Consider the following 18,670-nt stretch of genomic DNA (forward strand, 5'->3'; position numbering starts at 1 on the left):
CTACTCCCTTATTTACTGCTTTGATGGGTTTCGACCGCTTCTTTCTCGTCAATATCGGCGGTGCTACCAATGCGACCATCACTATCATTCGTAGAACGCAATAACCGCGCCAAGGTCACTAGGGCCGCTAGGATGAAAACAATTCCTGCAGGCATCCACATAATGAGTCCTCCTAACTGTTGGTCTTCAATAGGACTAAGCCCCCATTGCTGTGTAGTGTGCGCGTAAGGGCTGTACCAGATGCTAGGTGAGAATGTCAGCAAGGCGCCTAACAGACTCGCATGAATACCGGTGGTGAATAACGAGATAACTGCTGACATCGAATTAGATTTATCGAGACGGAAAATTGAATACCAGAATAACCAAGCGATGAGTAAAAATGTGGCATGCTGTAAGCTATGCACCCAAGAACTGGTTAAACTGGCATTTAACAGAAAAGGTAAATGCCATAGCCAAAGGCCGAAAAAGTGTATTAGCCAGCCCCAGAGGGGGGTAGCTAATTGACGGTAAAACCGTAGCATACGCGGTGAACGACCGGTAAAGCTGTGCACGATAGGGGTTAGAAAACCTCGCCCACCAAGCAAAATGGTTTGTTCTGGTCGAGATAACACTAGCAAAGGTGCGGCTATCATCATCAACATCTCGTGCTGCACCATGTGTACTGAAAATAGTTTCTCCCCGATAGAATCAATCGGCGAAATTAAAGCGATCACCAGGGTTAACCAACCTGACCAAAACCAACGCATTTGTCGGCGATATTGCTTTTGCTTCGATTCTACTCGCTTACTGATTTTTCGACTGCCTCGAAAATAGCAGATAGCGATAATCAGCAACAATAGTGCTGAAACCGGATCTATGGATAGAAAGCTATATTGTGATGATAGAGGTACATTAACCACATGCGCAAAACTGCTAAAGGGCAATAGGGCTACCAATAAACTTAATGTGCGAATTAGCATGCTTTGTTATCCTCCCGCACTGCTACAGGCGGCTAGAAGTAAGGTTGGCCAACCTTGCATCAAAATCACTGCGGCTAAAAACCCGCTCATTATGCAGGCACCCGAGGACATGAATATTTCCCGCGACTGGCTGCTTTTTTGTTTCTTGAGTTGTCGATAATAGCGAAACGCGTAACGCAGGTTTACGAGTGCCGCGACAAAGCATACAGCGGTAACAATACCTACAATCCGCTGTAATGTTTGCTCAGAAAAAGTGCTGGGTCTGGCACAGTGCCATTCTACAAGGGCGTAACAGATAAACAGTTGCAGTGCCCACGCTGCGATGGCAATGAACCAAAAACGCCAAAGGTATCCGGAACCAACTCGGTTAAGTGAAACGGGTTTAGTCATTATTTATAACCTAGGAAAGAAATACAGTACTAAGTAAAAAGGAAGCCATGCAAAGGCGACAAAGTTCCAATACATAGTATCGACTACTACGCCAATCTGGCGTTGTCTGGTATAAAAGCCGGCCATACCAAAAAGGCCGATGGCAGCGGTGCCGATGGCAGCAGAAACAATATGAATAAAGTGAAAACCCGAAATGGTCCACAGCAAAGATCCATAGACGTGTTGATCCCAGCGCATTTCAAAGTTGCCAAATTGCAACCACCGTATCCACAACACCGAACAAGCCATGACCACCGACGCGAAGGTATATACAACAAAGTGCTTAGCCTGATTTTTTTCAACAGCTTTACCCGCTAGATACATAGTTACGCAACTTAGCAACATTAAAATCATCGACCAGGTCGGAATAAGCAAAGGTGGCGCAGGAATATCATTAGGGGGCCACTGAGGGTGCTGCATATATAAATACAGATAGGTAACGGTAAACGCTGAGACCACGCTAAGCTCAATTAATATTAGGCCGATAATTCCCCACCAGATAGGTGCATTATGACCATTTAAATGCCGTGAAAAGTTGGATACGTCCACATCTGAGTTATTATCTGGGCGCTCACTATTCATTTGTTCGCTCATGCTATTCATTTGTTCGCTCATGCTATTCATTTGTTCGCTCATGACTGTAAACCTCTGACAGGATGACCGTCTTTAGGCTCTTTTTCTTCTAGCCAAGGTCTTGTAGGCCACAACCACCCCACAATAGCGAAAAAGCTTAGAAAGAAACCAACCACAAATAAAATAGGCTTAAACATAAACCCTAGAAAACCAAACCCAACGGTTAATGCCAGAACAAATGGCCAGTAAGTAGGTGAGGGCATAATACACACCCCCTGGGGTTTTGCGTCTAGCAAAGTTGTGATGATTATTTCGCGGCGATCAGCACGGATCCCGGTTACTTTTTGCAAAGGCACTTTTTGCCAAAGTGGTGTGCGACTGCTAATAACAGGAAGATGCCTGAAATTGTAATTTTGCGGGGGCGATTGAGCCCACCATTCAAGGGTATCTGCATTCCAGGGGTTACTGCTAGCAGCGCGAGATTGATAGGGGCTGATAAGCGTATTGATAAAGGTGAGTAAAAAACCGAACGCCATTAAAAACGCGGCACAGGTTACGAAAAAGTTAACTTCTCCCCAGCCCATGTTGTGTAAGTAGGTATAAACCCGCCTAGGCATGCCATCAAGCCCTAGTTGATGCATTGGAAAAAAGGTTAGATTTAACCCTATAAATATAAGCCAAAAACTCCAGCGTCCTAAGCGCTCATTTAGCATCGAACCTGTCATTTTAGGGTACCAGTAATATAAACCTGCAAAAAACGGCAATACTGCTCCACCGATAAGAACATAGTGGAGGTGAGCAACTACGAAATAGCTATCGTGAGCTTGCATATCAAATGGAATTGAGGCGGCCATTACCCCAGTTAAACCGCCAATAACAAACACAGCAAAAAAGCCCATAATAAATAGCATGGGCGTTTTAAATTGAATTTTTGAACCCCATAGCGTGGCAATCCAACAGAAAATCTGCACCCCGCTGGGGATCGCTATCATAGCGCTTGCTGCGGTGAAAAAGCTTAGCCCTAAGTGAGGTAAACCTGTGGTAAACATGTGGTGTACCCACAATCCAAAAGACACGAAACCTATGGTAACCATCGATAGCACAACCGCGGTATAACCAAACACTTCTCGCTGACAGAATGTTGAAATGACAGTGGATACAATACCGAGCGCCGGTACTACAATAATGTAAACTTCGGGGTGGCCAAAAAACCAGAATAAGTGTTGCCATAACAGTGGGTCGCCGCCACCCGTAGCCACAAAAAACTGAGTAGAAAATGTGCGGTCTAGTGCCAGTAATACGCTACCTACCATTACGGTGGGCATAGCGAATACAATCATGAACGACATAACCAGTATGGACCAAACGAAAATTGGCATTCGATTTAACGTCATTCCCGGCGCTCGTTGTTTTAAAATGGTAACAATTAACTCAACTGCCGCTGTAAGCGCTGATATCTCGATAAAGGTGATCATGGTCGTCCAGAAACTCACCCCTCGCCCTGGGGAATACTCAATGCCCGCTAAAGGGACGTAACTAAACCAGCCCGTATTGGGTGCCATTCCCAGAAAGAGCGCCAAATACAATGTGATACCAGCGATCAAATAAACGTAATAACCAAATGCATTAAGCCGGGGAAACGACATGTCTCTAGTACCAAGCATTAAGGGCACTAAGTAGATACCCAGCCCTTCCATGGCCGGCACCGCAAAGAAGAACATCATGGTGGTGCCATGCATTGTCATTATTTGATGGTAAAACTCAGCCCCCATTAAGGTGTTTTCTGGCTGTACCAACTGTAATCGCATCATTAGCGCGAGAAGCCCGCCTAAGGCGAAGAAAATGAGAGATGTGACAACAAAGCGAAAGCCAATTTGACGTTGGTTTACATGGGTGAACCAGCCAAAGAAACCAGGAGGTGACAGCCACGTTTTATCTAAAATAGGTTCAGAACCGTCTTGGTCATCGAAAATAGCTTGTTCAGTTTGTGGTTGATTTTTCAAGCTCAATCCCTTTTTATCAAGTGTTTTTAACCGCGGTTTAACGCACTCTTTGCTGTCGTTCAGTGTGATTAATTCAGGCTCTGTAAGTAATCCAGTAGGTTGGATAGTTCCTCAGGCTCCAATTGAGACATAGGCATTTTTGCGCCAGGCTTGATTCCATTAGGATCAGCGACCCATCCACCCAAATGTGCTCTACTGTTTTGCCTAGTAACTGAAGCGATTGATTGTCGAGACGCTAGATGGGTTAAATCGGGGCCTGCAGTGCCCGTTGCGTCTGTGCCTTTAATAGTATGACAATGCTGGCAACCTGCTTCAAAGAAGACCCGTTGACCCGCTGTAGTTTCACTAGTAGATGGTGCACTTGATGGGGTTTGCTGATTTGCCAACCAGGCATCAAATTCAGCTTGAGGCTCAGAGACCACCAAAAACCCCATAAGAGCATGTTGTAATCCACAGAATTCAGCACATTGCCCGCGGAAGGTGCCTGAAACATCAACCTCAAACCAACTTGAGTTTGTGCGCCCAGGAATAAGGTCGGTTTTGCCGTGTAATTGGGGCACCCAGAAACTATGGATAACATCACCACTTTCTAGGTAAAGTTGAATGGGCTTGTTGACGGGGACATGCAATTCGTTCGCAGTGGTCGCGATAGTGTTTGAGTTTTCATCAAGGTATTCAATTTGCCACCACCACATCCATCCGGTGATACGTATTTCGAGTGCGTCCGCTGGTGGTTTTTCCGATAATGTACGGCCTAAAAATAAGCTACCGCCCACTAAGCATATAACGGTTATCAAAGGTACCGCTACGCCAGCTACGATGACCAAATTACGGCTGGCGAGGTAACTAAGATGAGTAGGTTTGTCAGCTTTTCCACGCCACAGGCCCCAAGCTAATATAAGCATAACGGCAATAAAAACCGCTACCGCAACCCAAAACATACTCCACCAGATGTAGCTGATCCCTCGTGCTTGGGCACTGGCAGGTTCAATAGCAGATTGGCTTTGCGCATACAGCAAAGGTATATTTGATAGCAACAACATGCCTACATAGATGGCTTTACGACTAACTTCGGACCAAAAGTGCATCTTTTATAACCTATCTCCATTTGATTGTTCTATCCCGACTTCAGAACACCTAGGTACTTATTATTTGAAGCATTTACAAAAGAAGCGGAGTAAATATTACTTAGGCGGTTTGTAATAATTACACGTAGCCAAATCTTTGCTTTTCGCCTCGAATCCCATCTTAATCGAAGACTTATAGCGCGCTGATAACACCTCAGCACGGTTATCACCACTTGTAAGGCTTGATTTCAAATCTTGAAATAAAGTGTGTTCGCCTAAACAGCTTCTTGCACTTTTTGCACGTTGCATGATCCTAGCCAGAACATCCCAGCTTATTTATTCTGGTCAACCAGCATCTACATAATTTAATGCAGCAAAATGGCGACGGCGGAATGGTTATTTAAGGTTTGAACCCGATATCCGAGCCGTATCAAACGTTTAAAAAGATTTTATGCATAAGTCACAATGCCTCTTTGACTAATGCATGTAAAAAATTACCGGAGGGCGAAAATATTGCGCATACACGCGAACAGGGCGGCAATAATCATACAATCTGAATGAGCCAGAATAGGTCCGATGAGTCCTGAATTATTGATGCACAGCGATGAACGGCGGTATCGCCAAACAGGTGCTGGACAAGTGGCAAACTAACTGCACGAAAAGATATTTTTATCTTGTCATGTTACGTGAATTGTGAATTGCTCAAAGGGCATCTAAATGGATCACTCAACGGACCTCTCTATGAATAATGAAACCGATTCTCAAGATACTGGTAAGCCACTCGTTTTAATAACGGGGTCCTCTGGAAATATAGGCACTCACCTTTGTCAGCAACTAAGTACTAACTACACCACAATTGGATTGGACCGCGATGAATGTGAGAGCGCAGATGAGAGCTACATATGCGATTTAACCTCAGATGAATCAATCGAGTTGGCCTTGCATAAAATTCGCGAATATCACGGAAAACAAATTGCGGCAGTGGTGCATTTGGCAGCGTATTTTGATTTTACAGGTAAGCCTAACCCGTTATATGAAGAGGTAAATGTTGAAGGGACTAAGCGCCTTTTAAATGGTCTCGCCAACTTTGAAGTTAAACGCTTTGTTTATTCCTCCACCATGTTGGTACACAAAGCGGGGGTGCCAGGTCAAAAAGTCGATGAAGATACAGCTGTTGAGCCCGCATGGGAATATCCCAAATCGAAAGCCCGTACCGAAAACGTAATCATAAAAAATGACAATAAAATACCCTACACAATATTACGTCTAGCTGGGTTATACGATGATGAAACCGCGGTGCCTACCTTGTCTCATCAAATTGCGAGAGTGTATGAACGGGATATGAAAAGCCATGTGTATGCTGGCGACCTTATGGCTGGTCAGTCGTTTATACATCAAGAAGACATGATAAACGTGTTTGAAAAAGTCATTGAAAGACGAGAGTCACTGCCAAAAGCGCATGTTGTTTTGGCGGGCGAAGAAGAAGTCATGAGCTACCAGGCATTACAAAACAGAATTGGTAACTTATTATTCGGTGAGACACAGTGGAATACTGTCAATGTGCCAGACATGTTCGCGAAAGCAGGTGCTTGGATGCAGGTGAAAACTGAGCCAGTTGTCCCGGATGCAATCGATCATGGGGAAAAGCCGTTCATTAAGCCTTTTATGATTGATCTTGCATCGCAACATTATCATCTCGATATTTCCCGTGCGAAAACGCAATTAAATTGGCAGCCTAAACATAAAATCTTCGATAAATTACAGAGTTTAACGAGTCATTTGAAAGCCGATCCCTCCGCTTGGTATAAAAAGAACGGTATTACTCGCCCTGACTGGATACAAACAAGTAGCGAAAAAGATAAAAATTCTCACACAGTACGAGAGCAGAATGAGAAACGTTACCGTGACCAACATCAAAACTTTTTATGGGCACATTTTCTTAATATAGGACTCGCGTTTTGGTTGCTGAGTGCGCCATCCATCTTGGGCTATGTATCGCAAGCCATGAGTGTCAGCAATTATATAAGCGCATTTGCGTTAATGTTTTTCTCATGCATGTCGCTGTCATGGAGGATGGGGTGGGCACGATGGGGCGCTGGCTTAGTCGGGTTTTGGCTGTTGTGTGCTCCTTTGATATTTTGGGCACCAAGTGCCGCAGGGTATTTGAATGACACTTTGGTCGGTATGTTGATAATTGGTTTCGCTGTATGCACTAGACCTACACCAGGAGTGGCTAACGTGGCAGCGGAAACGGGTCCAAATGTACCGCCGGGTTGGGATTTTAATCCATCAGGATGGTTACAGCGGATGCCAGTTATAGCCTTAGCCTTTGTTGGGTTCCTTATATCGCGGTATTTATGTGCGTACCAACTCGGTCACATTGATGCAGTTTGGGACCCATTCTTTACTGGGGTTGCTTCAGACCCGCAAAATGGTACCGAGGAAATTATCACATCCTCATTTTCAGAAGCATGGCCGGTTCCAGACGCAGGTCTTGGGGCAATGACTTACGCACTTGAAATTCTCACAGGAATAATGGGCTCTACCCGCCGTTGGCGGACTATGCCGTGGTTAGTTATGCTCTTTGGGATCATGATAGTTCCCTTAGGCGCTATTTCTATACTCTTCATTATCATTCAACCAATCTTATTAGGTACATGGTGTACGCTCTGTTTGATTGCAGCGGCGGCCATGCTAATTCAAATCCCTTATTCATTAGATGAATTAGTGGCAACATCAGCGTTTTTGTATCGTCGCAAAAAGCAAGGTCGTCCTCTTCTACGAATATTGTTTACCGGTGATACCGATGAAGGTACAGCCGAAAAGATTGAACGTTCTGAGTTCGAGCGCCCCGTAGGCACCATAATAAAAGACTTGGTAGGTGGCGGTGTGACATTTCCAATAGGTTTGGTTTTATGCGTACCTATTGGTATATGGCTAATGTTTACTCGAATGACCTTGGGGGCAGAGGGAGGCATGGCCAACGCAGACCATCTTATTGGTGCATTGGTAATAACGGTGGTTGTCACAGCGTTGGCAGAAACAGGGAGAGCGTTTAGATATGTGCTTATTCCGTTGGGAGGTGCGTTGTTTGTTACCCCGTTTATTTATAGTGTAGGCGCTATGGCTATTGCATCTAGTATCTTTTCTGGTGCTTTACTCATTGGGTTAAGTTTACCAAAGGGGAATATACATAATCGTTATGGCCTTTGGGATAAGGCCATATTTTAGATGGCATACTGTAATAGTAAGTATGCCTAACGTGCTAAGAGGTTTAGGGGATAAAGGGCTAAGGAAATCGGGCGTCTAAGTTTCTGACAATTTGTCTAACGTAGTGGTGCAACTATCTAGGAATATATCCATGAAGCATTTCACTTCTGGCATGCTAGATTCTAGTGCTTGTAATTTGGCTGTAAGGTGCTCTTCTACATGACAAAATTCATCGTTATTGAAACGAAGCTCATTTTTTGTTTTAACATAAGCCTGAAGTAGGTCAGCAGCTTTTACGATAGCCTTGTACTCAGGGTCGACCTTAGATTGCACAATCAACGACTCCATTTCATCTCGAAGATCTTCAGGTAGCGTCGCTAAGCACTCTTTCTCAGCAATATTTTCAAGTGTCTTGAATGCCTTAGTAAACTCGGGGTTATGATACTTTGTGTTGGTATTGATATCTTGGAGTTTAGTTTCCGATACTTCGTGATATAGGGCCAGGATTGCCGCTCTTTCAGGGTTGAGATTTCCGTTAAAGCGTTTGTTTTTTATAACAGTCAGTAGGTGCGCTATTACAGCCACTTGGTGACAATGCTCTGATACATTCTCCTGTTGAAAACAGTGCATCAATGCCCATCGTTCTAACAGTGGCATCCTAGTGATCCACGCCAAAAATGTGCTTTTTTCTTTCATTAAATGGTTCCTAGTCGAAAGGGAAGCAAAAGAGCAGGGCCGCTATTGGTAAGCGTCCCGCGAACGGCTAAGCGCCTTGTTGATAGTGTTGAAAGAAGTTACCTATACGGTGAAGCGCCGGAACTAGCACATCACTGTGGGGTAAAAACACTAAACGGAAATAAACGCCGTCAGTCAGATTAAATGCTTTACCGTGTACTAATAGAATCTTTTCAGCGCGCAGCAAATCTAAAATCATCTGCTCATCATTGTTTATGTTGAATTTTTTCTCATCAACGCGAGCGAAGCAATACATAGCACCTTTAGGCTTAACGCAGTGTATACCGTCAATACTGTTTAGCATGTCTACCGCCACATCCCGCTGAATGCGAAGGCGACCCGTGTCTTTCACTAAATCGTTTATGCTCTGATAGCCCCCTAACGCAGTCTGAATTGCACTTTGGCAGGGAACGTTTGCACACATCCGCATAGACGACAGAATATTTAAGCCTTCAATGTAATCTCTTGCTAAACGTTTGTTGCCACTTACCACTAACCAACCAGAGCGAAACCCTGCAACACGATAGTTTTTCGACAATCCGCCGAACGTTACGAAAAATACATCGTCAGCAAGAGAGGCAATACAGGTGTGCTCGGCATCGTCGTATAAAATTTTATCGTAGATTTCATCACTGAAAACAACCAATCCATGTTCTCTTGCTAAATCGACGACGTCTTGCAACAAGGCTTTGTCGTACACTGCGCCAGTAGGGTTGTTCGGGTTAATTAGTACAATAGCCCGTGTTTTGCTGGTAATTTTGCTTTTTATGTCGTCTAAGTCAGGGAACCAACCCGCTTGTTCATCACATCTATAATGTACTGGAGAGCCAGAAGATAAGCTTACTGCCGCTGTCCACAATGGATAATCTGGGCTTGGGATCAGTACTTCGTCACCATGATTAAGTAGCGCCTGCATGGCCATCATTATTAATTCGCTAACGCCGTTACCAATGTAAACATCGTCTACACGAATATGCTGAATGTTACGCTGTTGGTAATACTGCATTACTGCTACACGTGCCGCGTAAATTCCCGTTGAATCTGAATATCCTTGAGAAGTGGGCAGGTTATGAATAACGTCTTTAAGAATATCGTCGGGGGCTTCAAAACCAAATGGGGCAGGGTTACCTATATTTAATTTTAAAATACGGTGGCCTTCATCTTCCATTTTTCGAGCTTGCGCCGCAATGGGTCCTCGAATGTCATAACAAACGTTATCTAATTTATGTGAGCGAGATACAGTTTTCATGGTCTATCTGATTAATTTACAGACCTTGAGGTTAACGTAAACCACATACCCTTGCGAAGCCTAAATTAACGCAAAACGTGAAATATATTTCGATTTGATTAAAAAATGGACGCCTCTGTGAGCTTTACCTCATAAAATAGCCCCTAAATAGCGAAATTTTAATTTTTAAATGCATATTTTAAATATTCTTCATGAAGTAAACCTGCGATTAAACAGCTAATTAGAAAAAAATACTTATCATAAAGGATAAAATAGTGTTAATTAATTGTAAAATAGTGTGAATCGGCCTATCGTATAAGTACGGCGCATTAGTATGGGCGCGCCAACACCTTTTACGTGGAATAGCAGAGGTAATTCTCATTATGTCGCACCATTTTAAAGAAACCCCAGAAAATGCGATAACACAAAGCGGTATTGCAAGGGTAATTCCTTGTAAGGAACTCGATATAGGCGATCCTATAAAATGGCTTTCACTAGGCTTACGGGATGCAATGCGTACGCCTGTTTTGACTGCGGTTTATGGCGTTATGTTCGCGGTGATCCCTTGGTTCATAATGTACTTAGTAGAAATGACTGGTTGGCACTTAGTAATAATGCCCGCCATCGTTTGTTTTATGTTGGTTGGTCCATTTTTAGCAGCAGGCTTATACGATATAAGCTGGGAATTAGAGAAAGGCCACAAACCAAGCTTTTTACATTCATTGCGCTCTATGCGAAGAAACGCAGTCAACGAGTGGGGGTTTGGTATTTTGCTCATGGTAATGATGATATTTTGGCTGAGAGTCGCATCCCTCATTCATGCATTGTATCCATCTAATATAGAAACTACCCTTCAAAGCCTAATGCCATTCTTGGTACTTGGCTCAATAGTAGGGGCTGGATTTACCATGTTGATGTTGTTCATTACAGCGTTCACTCAACCTATTTTGATGGAACGTAAAGTGGATTTAGCCACTGCGCTGCTCACCAGTGTCAACGCGGTTTGGGTTAACAAAATAACCATGCTTATCTGGGGCGCAATAATATTCACTGCGGTAGTAATAGGGTTCGTAACACAGTTTATTGGCTTTATCGTATTAATGCCTCTTATCGGTTATGCCTCGTGGCATGCTTATATAGATGCGATTTCTACCAAGCGGTTGAGAAAATACGAGTAAAATGTAGTTTTATTACAACAAAAATAAGCGGGTGGACGGTTTTTTCTTGAGTCAGCCCGCTTTTTTTTGTGAAAATTTCATACTGCTGTGCTTTTTATTAACAGAAATATACAAAAGTATTAGACCGTTTTGATAGTAAAACCCGCCTATTTATAACAAAGAAATATAATTGGTATTGATAATCCTTTATAAATCAAACCTATAGTTCGTTAAAGACTTTGTAACATTCTGATTTACCGTTAGTTTACTCGCCTTATACAATCTTTAAACAGCATTAGTTTCCATTTTAGGTCATAAATAAAGGGCACTCAGGGAATACCTTCCTTGTACTGCTTTTACGAGTTTGCCAAAACCTTTGAGGATCTAATGATGAAATTACTTAAAACTTTAGCGGCTACTGCTGCACTAGCTTTTGCTGTTAATGCTAACGCTGCCCCAGTAAAAGACGTACGCTTTGTAGGCGAAACACAATTTTCTGGTTTCTGTAAAGCGGTAGTACTTGATGATATTAAAGTATTGCGTTCAAGCCTTGCCCGTAACGTAGGCCGTATTGGTGCAAGCCAACGTGAAGTTTTACGTATGGTAACTGCAGAAGACGGTTTAACATGTAATGGTGTTAACTTAATCAAGTTCTCTGTTGAGCGTGATGCCAACTCAGTTCACGAATACCTAACGTCACGTAGTTAATTGTGCGTTTACTAAATTAGCGGGTGACTGCGCTGTTATGTTTTATCAGCAGAAACACCCGCTACGTAAGTAATGCTTAACACTATTTACGGCTTAGTCATCGTAACTACACTATTCACACTTTAATAAGTTTAGCTATTCTAGCTTGTCCGTTGACTATCATTCGCTGAGTATTAAAACGCAGCTTGAGTAGCAACACATAAGCAAGTGGTACCAAAAATAAACTGGTCATGGTGGAGAACACTAGCCCACCAATAATGGCAATGGCCATTGGTGAGTAAGGCGGTCCGTCGCCACCTATTCTTGTTGCGCCCATTGCTAGCGGTACTAGACCGAGTACGGTTGTTGCCACTGTCATTAGAATAGGTCTAATGCGAGATTGTGCGCCCAGCACAACGGCGTCATATAGGGTTATTCCCTCATTAACCAGTTGATTAATTCTATCGACTAATACAATCCCGTTGTTGACCACTATACCCATGAGAATCAGCATGCCAATCATGCCCATTATCGACATGGATGTACCCGTTACCATAAAGGCCCAAAAGACGCCGGTAAATGAAAAAAGTAACGACGTAATCACCGAGGTAGGCAGCACGAGTGATTCAAACAGCGCCGCCATCACCACATAAATCATGCACAAGGCGAGCAGCATATTCATTTGCATCACCCCATTAGCCTCATCCTGGCGTGAAAAGCTGCCATCTAGTGTCCACTGGTAACCCGTGGGCAGTTCGATATGGGCTAGTGCCTGTTGAATACGCTCTTTGGCTTCTTCTATAGTGGCATCATCTTCCAAATTTGCGCCGATATCTAACGCCGTTTGTCGGTAGCTTCGATTAATTTGCGAAAGTTGCTGCACAATCGAGAAGTCAGCCACCATAGCAAGGGTGATTGCCCTGTCTTGATTAAACCCAATGTTGATATGCTTAAGTGCATCCAACGATTTTTGAACATCGCTGCCATAGCGAAGTTGAACATTCACTTCACCTGCATCACCATATCGAAATGTGCGTAAATTCGCGCCTCTTAATGCCGTAGCCACAAGCTGGGCTACGTCACTCACTTGAATGCCCAATCGGTTCGCTTTTTCTCTATCAATTCGAATCTGAAGTTCGTCGCGTTTAGAGCCAGTATCGGCTTTTACATCGGTGAGCCCATCAATATTAGCGAGTATAGGAATAAGGCGTTCTGATATTTCTAGCAAGGTATCTGAAGATTCGCCCAACAAGGTAATACGCACACCGCCGCCATTGCCACTGTCCCATTGAAATGATGGGCGAGCTCTAACGAAGGCAGGCATGTTTTCCCGAATATCTTCTTTAATAGCCCCAACACTAACTGGAAGCTCGTCATTTAACGTTATACCGCTCACCGCATGACCAGGTGTAAAGTAGGTATAAACTTGCTTGATATGAAAACGTTCTTGGTTTTCATATAAAAACGCCTCCATTTTATCCACCGTTTTTTCTACTTCATCAAGCGTGTAGTTCTGAGTAACATGATAATTGAGCCAAATTCGTTCTTGGTTATCATTACCTTCATCATCAGAGGTGACGACCTGCATAGGAATAGCAGTAGAAAGCAAAATACTTAATGCTATAAGTGATGTTTTTCCTTGGTTTGCCATTACCCATGACAGAATTCGACCATATCCCGTGATATAGCCAGGTGTGCTGTCTTCTTTCGCTTCAGGAATTGCTATTTTTGTAGTAAGCAAAGGGATCAAGGTTTTGGCAATAAATAACGAGGCGAAAAGCGAGATACAAATGGCGATGGCGACGTGCTCTAAAAATATGGTGACGTCAATTTTTACCCCTACAATATTGGGCAAAAATACAATGGCCGTAGTGGCGGTTCCTGCAATAACGGCTAAGCTAACATTGTTAACTCCTCGCTGGGTGGCGCGGCTGATATTGTTATCTTGTTGACGTTCTTGAAAGATACTTTCGGTAATAACCACCGCATTATCAACCAACATACCTACCGCTAACATTAACCCCATTAAGGACAAAATATTTAGGGTGTAGCCCAATAAGTACATTACCCCTAAGGTGATGCAAATAGAGAAGGGAACAGAAAGCACCACAATTAATGTAGTCGTCAGTTGGCGCAAAAATAAATACAGCACAACGATAGAAAGTAATGCGCCTAACAGTCCGGCACTTAACAAATCAGACAGCGACGAGGTTACGCTTTTTGCCACATCATCCATAACAAACAGGTTAATACCCGTAAATGCAGGGTCAGACTTGGCTTCCTCTATCACTTCCATCACTGCCGACGAGACTTCGACTAAATTGCTGCCAGACTCTCTGAATATATTGAAGCCTACTGCAAAGGTTCTATCTAGGTGGCGGCCTTCGCTTTGCTCGGGCAATTCAAAGCTGATAGTGGCAATGTCTGACAAACGCACATTGGGTGAAACCCACATGTTTTCGAAATCGGCCATGTCGGTGAATTCACCAACAGGATTAACCAGTATTTTTTCGCCATTGTCATACATGTAGCCTGCGGTTAACGAAAAGTTGGCGTTTTGAAGCTTTTGACCCAAGGCAGTGACATCCACTTGATAGGCGGTCAGTAATTTCGGGTCTAACCGAATAGTAATTTGCCTTTTGAGAGTGCCATATAGTTCTACCTTAGACACACCTGCAACACGCTCAATAGGGCGCTTTAAGTTGCGCTCTAATAAGTCATACGCAAGGGATAGATCACGATCGCTCGATACGCGAAGTTGAAAAATAGGCATATCATTGGTGTTAAATTTGTACACCATGACACGTTCTACATCTGCAGGAAGCAGGTGGCGAATAGCGTCAATCTTTTCTCTGGCTTCTACGCCCTTTGCCTTAAGGTTTTCATCCCAATCAAACTCAACGATAACTTCCGCTTTATTTTCATATGACCTTGCTCGCAATCGTTTAATACCCGACATGGTGGCGATGGCTTCTTCCACCGGGCGGGTGATCATGGTTTCAATTTCAACCGGCGTGGCATCGGGGTAGGGCACCTCGACCACCATTTCAGGAATATCAATGCCAGGGAATTTTTCTAATGGCAACAACTTTCCAGACACTGCGCCAAACAACAACATGGAGATAAACACCATGCCTATAGTCACTGGGCGATTTAACGCAAATCGAGCTAGTGCAGCGCCAATACCATGGATAGTATTTTCAGTGGGCTTATTAGGTTGCGTAGCGCCATTGTTATGCTTATCGTTAGGCGTTTTCATAGGTGCCTCCCGAAACCTCTGAACCTTGGTTTTTTTCTACCACGGTTGATGCTTTTTTATCGAAAAGGCTGTAAAGCACGGGTAGCAGTATTAGGGTTAGTAAGCTAGAAAATAGCAACCCGAAAATTACCGTAATGGCCATAGGTGTGCGTATTTCAGCGCCTTCACCTAAACCAAAGGCCATGGGCATCAAGCCTAAAATCGTTGTCAGGGTTGTCATCACAATGGGGCGTAAACGGGTTTTTCCTGCATCGATGATGGCCGCGTTTTTTTCCATGCCGTTAGCACGTAACTGGTTAATGCGATCAACAAGCACAATAGCGTTGTTAACCACGATGCCGCACAGCATAATAAGCCCAATGAATACCACTACGTTCAATGGTGTATTGGTAAGCCATAGTCCGTACACAGAACCCGCGCCAGCAAGGGGAACAGCGAACAGTATAAGCAGTGGATGTAGAAGTGATTCAAATTGTGACGCCATCACCAAATACACCATAAAAATAGCCAGCGCTAAGGCAAATTGCAGCGACCTGAAGCTATCTTGCATATCTTCACTTTGCCCAGTCACTGTGGCATCCATAGACAAAGGTAACTGCGTATCGTTAAGCACCATATTGACCAATGCAACGGCCTCATCTAGCTTCCCTTTTGCTAAATTGGCAGAAATTAATGCCACCCGTTGTTGCCCAATACGCGTAATTTCACTGGGCCCAACACTCATGTAAACATCGGCTACGGCGCCAAGGGGAATAGGTTGTGATGAATCAGGGTTTACGACAATGGCCCGTACATCATTGATGTTGTCGCGCTGACTGTCTTTGGTTCTAACCAATACATCCACTTTTCTATCTTCAAGGCTGTATTGTGTTGCAACGCGGCCACCAATTTTAGCGGCAATTAAAGACGATACCGTGGCAGCATCAAGGCCTAAACGAGATAGCTTGGCATGATGAAACTCAATTTTTAGTTCTGGGTTACCTTCACGAATACTGGTAGCGATATCGGTGAAATTGTTATGTGTACTTAATTCGTGGGCAATTTTATCGCTATAGGTTTGAAGTTGGCGTAAATCATAACCACTGACTTCAACTTGAATAGGCGAGGCAAAAGTAAAAAGTTCTGGCTCAGTAAAAGTAGCTTGAACATTGGGGTAACGGTTAAGCGCATCGCGCAGAGCGGCCTTTACCTTGTCCATATTGCTACTCGCATTTTTGCCTTCGCTCGAACTGGAACTGGCATTAGGAGCCATTACGATGTTGAGTCTTCCCCAGTGATCGCCACCTTGACTAGGCGCGGCACTAATTAAACTTCCCGTACCCGACATAGCGTATGTTCTTGCTACGTTCGCATCTGCCGATGCGATTGTCGATAAGTTCGATAACGTTGCATCTGTTGTGCTTAAGGGGGTACCCGCTGGTAGGGTAATATCTACCGAGAATTCACCTTGCGACATAGTGGGAATCAGCTCCATACCCAGTTTAGGGACAAGAAGCAGCGCACCGCCGGCTGAAACTAAGGCTATCATGACCACAAGTGTTCTGGCCTTCAAGCTAGCAATTAGGGCGCTGTGATATATTTTCTCTAGGCCATTAAAGCCCTTATTAAATATCCACACTAAGGGCGTAAACAATAGCGACAAGCCCTTTGCAAGAATATGCCATGCACCAATCACTAAGGTAATTAACGCGGCAGGCAAATACACGAACACAAAGCGAAGTATCGTTGCAAAAGGCCATTTTACGGCATAGCCAATTTTCCCTAGCAAGCTAGTGGGGCGCGCTTTTGCCGGGGATGAAAAAGTATCTTCATGGGCAAGCTGTGTTTTTTGCTTTCTTCGCGCCATGGCGGGAATAAGAGTGAGCGCTACCACTAACGAAGCGGCGAGTGCAAAACTGACAGTAAGGGCTTGATCTTTAAATAGCTGGCCCGCTATACCTTCTACAAAAATAAGCGGCACAAATACGGCCATTGTGGTTAGTGTAGAAGCGACAATGGCACCTGATACTTCCTTAGTGCCTGATGCAGCCGGATCGTCAGCCAAAACAGGAGTACTTTGGCTGATATGACCATCAGCATTGTTTGCTAACATAGCTTGCCTACGCTTTTTGTGGCGGTCGATGTTTTCTAACACCACAATACTGTTATCGACAAGCAAACCTACGGCCAGTGCAATTCCCCCTAAACTCATCATGTTTAAGCTTATATCGTTGGCATACATCAGGTTAAAGGTGGCAATAACCGACACAGGAATAGACACAGAAATGATGACTGTAGTCCAGAAGTCTTTAAGAAATAGGTACAGCACCAACATGGCAAGTAACCCGCCCATGATTGCCGCTGACTTAACATTATCGATGGCTTGCTTTATAAACACACTCTGATCGTATATTTGCGTCAGTGTGTAATTCGAAGGAATGTCATTCTCAACTTCACTAAGACGAGAGGCTATTTGCTTTGCTACATCAACTGCATTTGCATCACCTTCTTTGTAAATCGCAATTTCAACCCCTTCACTGCCATTAAAGCGGGTTACCACACTACGATCTTTATAAGCACTTTCTACCGTCGCCACATCTTTTAATTGAATGTTTCTACCTTCGAAACGGCCAATAAAAAGGTTTTCAATTTCGGTCAGGTTTTCAAATTGATTCAGGGTACGCACCAGGAACGCTTGGGCATCGCCTTCAATACGACCACCTGCGGCGTTGACATTTTCGGCTTTAATACGGTCAATAATACGGGTAATAGGGATAGATAACTGACTGGCTTTACGTTGGTCGATAAGAATGTGTACTTCGTTTTCAAGGCCACCGCCAACACGCACAGCAGCCACACCCTCAACAGATTCGAGAGCCCGTTTCACTTGTTGCTCGCCGTATAACCGTAGCCTTTTCATTTGGGCGGTAGACAGTTGGCCGGTGGCCACGTTTTCTGTAAGCCCCAGTTTGATCACCGGATCTAAACTCGGGTTAAAGCGCAACAGGCGAGGCTTTTCAATGTCGAGAGGCAGTTGAAGCACATCAAGTTTTTCGCGTACTTCTAAGCTCGCGAAATCCATATCGGTACCCCATCTAAACGCCATCACCACATCTGATTGGCCAGCACGAGAAGTAGAGGTTACTTTCCTTACTCCTTTTACTACGCCAATAGCTTCTTCAATAGGTTTAGAAACAAGTTGTTCCACTTCGCCTGGAGCAGCACCTGTGTAATCGGTTCTAATGGTTAACGTGGGGTAGGAGAGGTCGGGCAGTAAATTTACCGATAATCGACCTAATGAGACCATACCAAACAACAGCACAGCAAAAGTAAACATAGACACGGCAACCGGGCGTTTAACCGCTATATCAACAATACGCATGG

At 44.0% G+C, this 18,670-nt stretch carries 12 protein-coding genes; 3 read left to right on the top strand and 9 right to left on the bottom strand.

Annotated elements, in window-relative coordinates; translation table 11 throughout:
- Positions 1-8: 8 nt before the first annotated feature.
- The 5 genes from AAC006_RS09700 to coxB all read right to left on the bottom strand — a co-directional run bounded on the left by AAC006_RS09700 (position 9) and on the right by coxB (position 5,052).
- A complete protein-coding gene (locus AAC006_RS09700; RefSeq protein WP_013784321.1) occupies positions 9-959 on the bottom strand; it encodes a cytochrome c oxidase assembly protein in 951 nt (316 codons plus the stop codon).
- Positions 960-965: 6 nt separating this feature from the next.
- Entirely contained in the window at positions 966-1,349 is a 384-nt protein-coding gene (locus AAC006_RS09705) for a hypothetical protein (RefSeq protein ID WP_126873581.1), read from the bottom strand.
- A gap of 3 nt (positions 1,350-1,352) precedes the next feature.
- Positions 1,353-2,024, bottom strand: a complete 672-nt coding sequence (locus AAC006_RS09710) for a cytochrome c oxidase subunit 3 (protein WP_260563631.1) — start codon at positions 2,022-2,024, stop codon at positions 1,353-1,355.
- Positions 2,021-3,964: a cytochrome c oxidase subunit I gene (gene ctaD / locus AAC006_RS09715; RefSeq protein ID WP_013784318.1), complete on the bottom strand. Its 1,944-nt coding sequence runs from the start codon at positions 3,962-3,964 to the stop codon at positions 2,021-2,023. Before ctaD ends, AAC006_RS09710 begins: the two co-directional genes overlap by 4 nt.
- A 68-nt stretch (positions 3,965-4,032) precedes the next feature.
- Positions 4,033-5,052: a cytochrome c oxidase subunit II gene (gene coxB / locus AAC006_RS09720; RefSeq protein WP_126873580.1), complete on the bottom strand. Its 1,020-nt coding sequence runs from the start codon at positions 5,050-5,052 to the stop codon at positions 4,033-4,035.
- A 696-nt stretch (positions 5,053-5,748) separates the two neighbouring features.
- On the opposite strand from coxB, the gene AAC006_RS09725 reads away from it, so the two are divergent.
- Complete coding sequence (locus tag AAC006_RS09725) at positions 5,749-8,262, top strand: vitamin K epoxide reductase family protein (RefSeq protein ID WP_339891195.1); 2,514 nt, start codon at positions 5,749-5,751, stop codon at positions 8,260-8,262.
- A 75-nt stretch (positions 8,263-8,337) separates the two neighbouring features.
- Here AAC006_RS09725 and yfbR read toward each other — a convergent pair whose 3' ends face one another.
- Together yfbR and AAC006_RS09735 are read right to left on the bottom strand one after the other, a co-directional pair.
- Positions 8,338-8,937 (bottom strand): 5'-deoxynucleotidase, encoded by a 600-nt coding sequence (gene yfbR / locus AAC006_RS09730; RefSeq protein ID WP_126873578.1) that lies wholly within the window; start codon positions 8,935-8,937, stop codon positions 8,338-8,340.
- A gap of 67 nt (positions 8,938-9,004) precedes the next feature.
- Positions 9,005-10,225 carry a pyridoxal phosphate-dependent aminotransferase gene (locus AAC006_RS09735; protein ID WP_126873577.1) on the bottom strand — a complete coding sequence of 407 codons (1,221 nt, stop codon included), beginning with the start codon at positions 10,223-10,225 and terminating at the stop codon, positions 9,005-9,007.
- Between the two features lie 362 nt (positions 10,226-10,587).
- Here AAC006_RS09735 and AAC006_RS09740 point away from each other — a divergent pair, with 362 nt between their 5' ends.
- The gene (locus AAC006_RS09740; protein WP_126873576.1) at positions 10,588-11,382 is read left to right on the top strand and encodes a DUF2189 domain-containing protein; all 795 of its coding nucleotides are present in this window, start codon (positions 10,588-10,590) and stop codon (positions 11,380-11,382) included.
- A gap of 369 nt (positions 11,383-11,751) precedes the next feature.
- Positions 11,752-12,069, top strand: a complete 318-nt coding sequence (locus AAC006_RS09745) for a DUF3718 domain-containing protein (RefSeq protein WP_126873575.1) — start codon at positions 11,752-11,754, stop codon at positions 12,067-12,069.
- Between the two features lie 115 nt (positions 12,070-12,184).
- Here AAC006_RS09745 and AAC006_RS09750 read toward each other — a convergent pair whose 3' ends face one another.
- Positions 12,185-15,307, bottom strand: a complete 3,123-nt coding sequence (locus AAC006_RS09750) for an efflux RND transporter permease subunit (RefSeq protein WP_260563630.1) — start codon at positions 15,305-15,307, stop codon at positions 12,185-12,187.
- Positions 15,294-18,668 carry an efflux RND transporter permease subunit gene (locus tag AAC006_RS09755; RefSeq protein ID WP_126873574.1) on the bottom strand — a complete coding sequence of 1,125 codons (3,375 nt, stop codon included), beginning with the start codon at positions 18,666-18,668 and terminating at the stop codon, positions 15,294-15,296. Before AAC006_RS09755 ends, AAC006_RS09750 begins: the two co-directional genes overlap by 14 nt.
- Between the last annotated feature and the right edge of the window lie 2 nt (positions 18,669-18,670).

This window comes from uncultured Alteromonas sp. (assembly GCF_963976965.1).
Taxonomy (GTDB): Bacteria; Pseudomonadota; Gammaproteobacteria; order Enterobacterales; family Alteromonadaceae; genus Alteromonas; species Alteromonas naphthalenivorans.

Coding starts and splice junctions, on each gene's coding strand:
- AAC006_RS09700 (WP_013784321.1), bottom strand. CDS start 959: ATGCTAATTCGCACATTAAGTTTATTGGTAGCCCTATTGCCCTTTAGC.
- AAC006_RS09705 (WP_126873581.1), bottom strand. CDS start 1,349: ATGACTAAACCCGTTTCACTTAACCGAGTTGGTTCCGGATACCTTTGG.
- AAC006_RS09710 (WP_260563631.1), bottom strand. CDS start 2,024: ATGAGCGAACAAATGAATAGCATGAGCGAACAAATGAATAGCATGAGC.
- coxB (WP_126873580.1), bottom strand. CDS start 5,052: ATGCACTTTTGGTCCGAAGTTAGTCGTAAAGCCATCTATGTAGGCATG.
- AAC006_RS09725 (WP_339891195.1), top strand. CDS start 5,749: ATGGATCACTCAACGGACCTCTCTATGAATAATGAAACCGATTCTCAA.
- yfbR (WP_126873578.1), bottom strand. CDS start 8,937: ATGAAAGAAAAAAGCACATTTTTGGCGTGGATCACTAGGATGCCACTG.
- AAC006_RS09735 (WP_126873577.1), bottom strand. CDS start 10,225: ATGAAAACTGTATCTCGCTCACATAAATTAGATAACGTTTGTTATGAC.
- AAC006_RS09740 (WP_126873576.1), top strand. CDS start 10,588: ATGTCGCACCATTTTAAAGAAACCCCAGAAAATGCGATAACACAAAGC.
- AAC006_RS09745 (WP_126873575.1), top strand. CDS start 11,752: ATGAAATTACTTAAAACTTTAGCGGCTACTGCTGCACTAGCTTTTGCT.
- AAC006_RS09750 (WP_260563630.1), bottom strand. CDS start 15,307: ATGAAAACGCCTAACGATAAGCATAACAATGGCGCTACGCAACCTAAT.
- AAC006_RS09755 (WP_126873574.1), bottom strand. CDS start 18,668: ATGCGTATTGTTGATATAGCGGTTAAACGCCCGGTTGCCGTGTCTATG.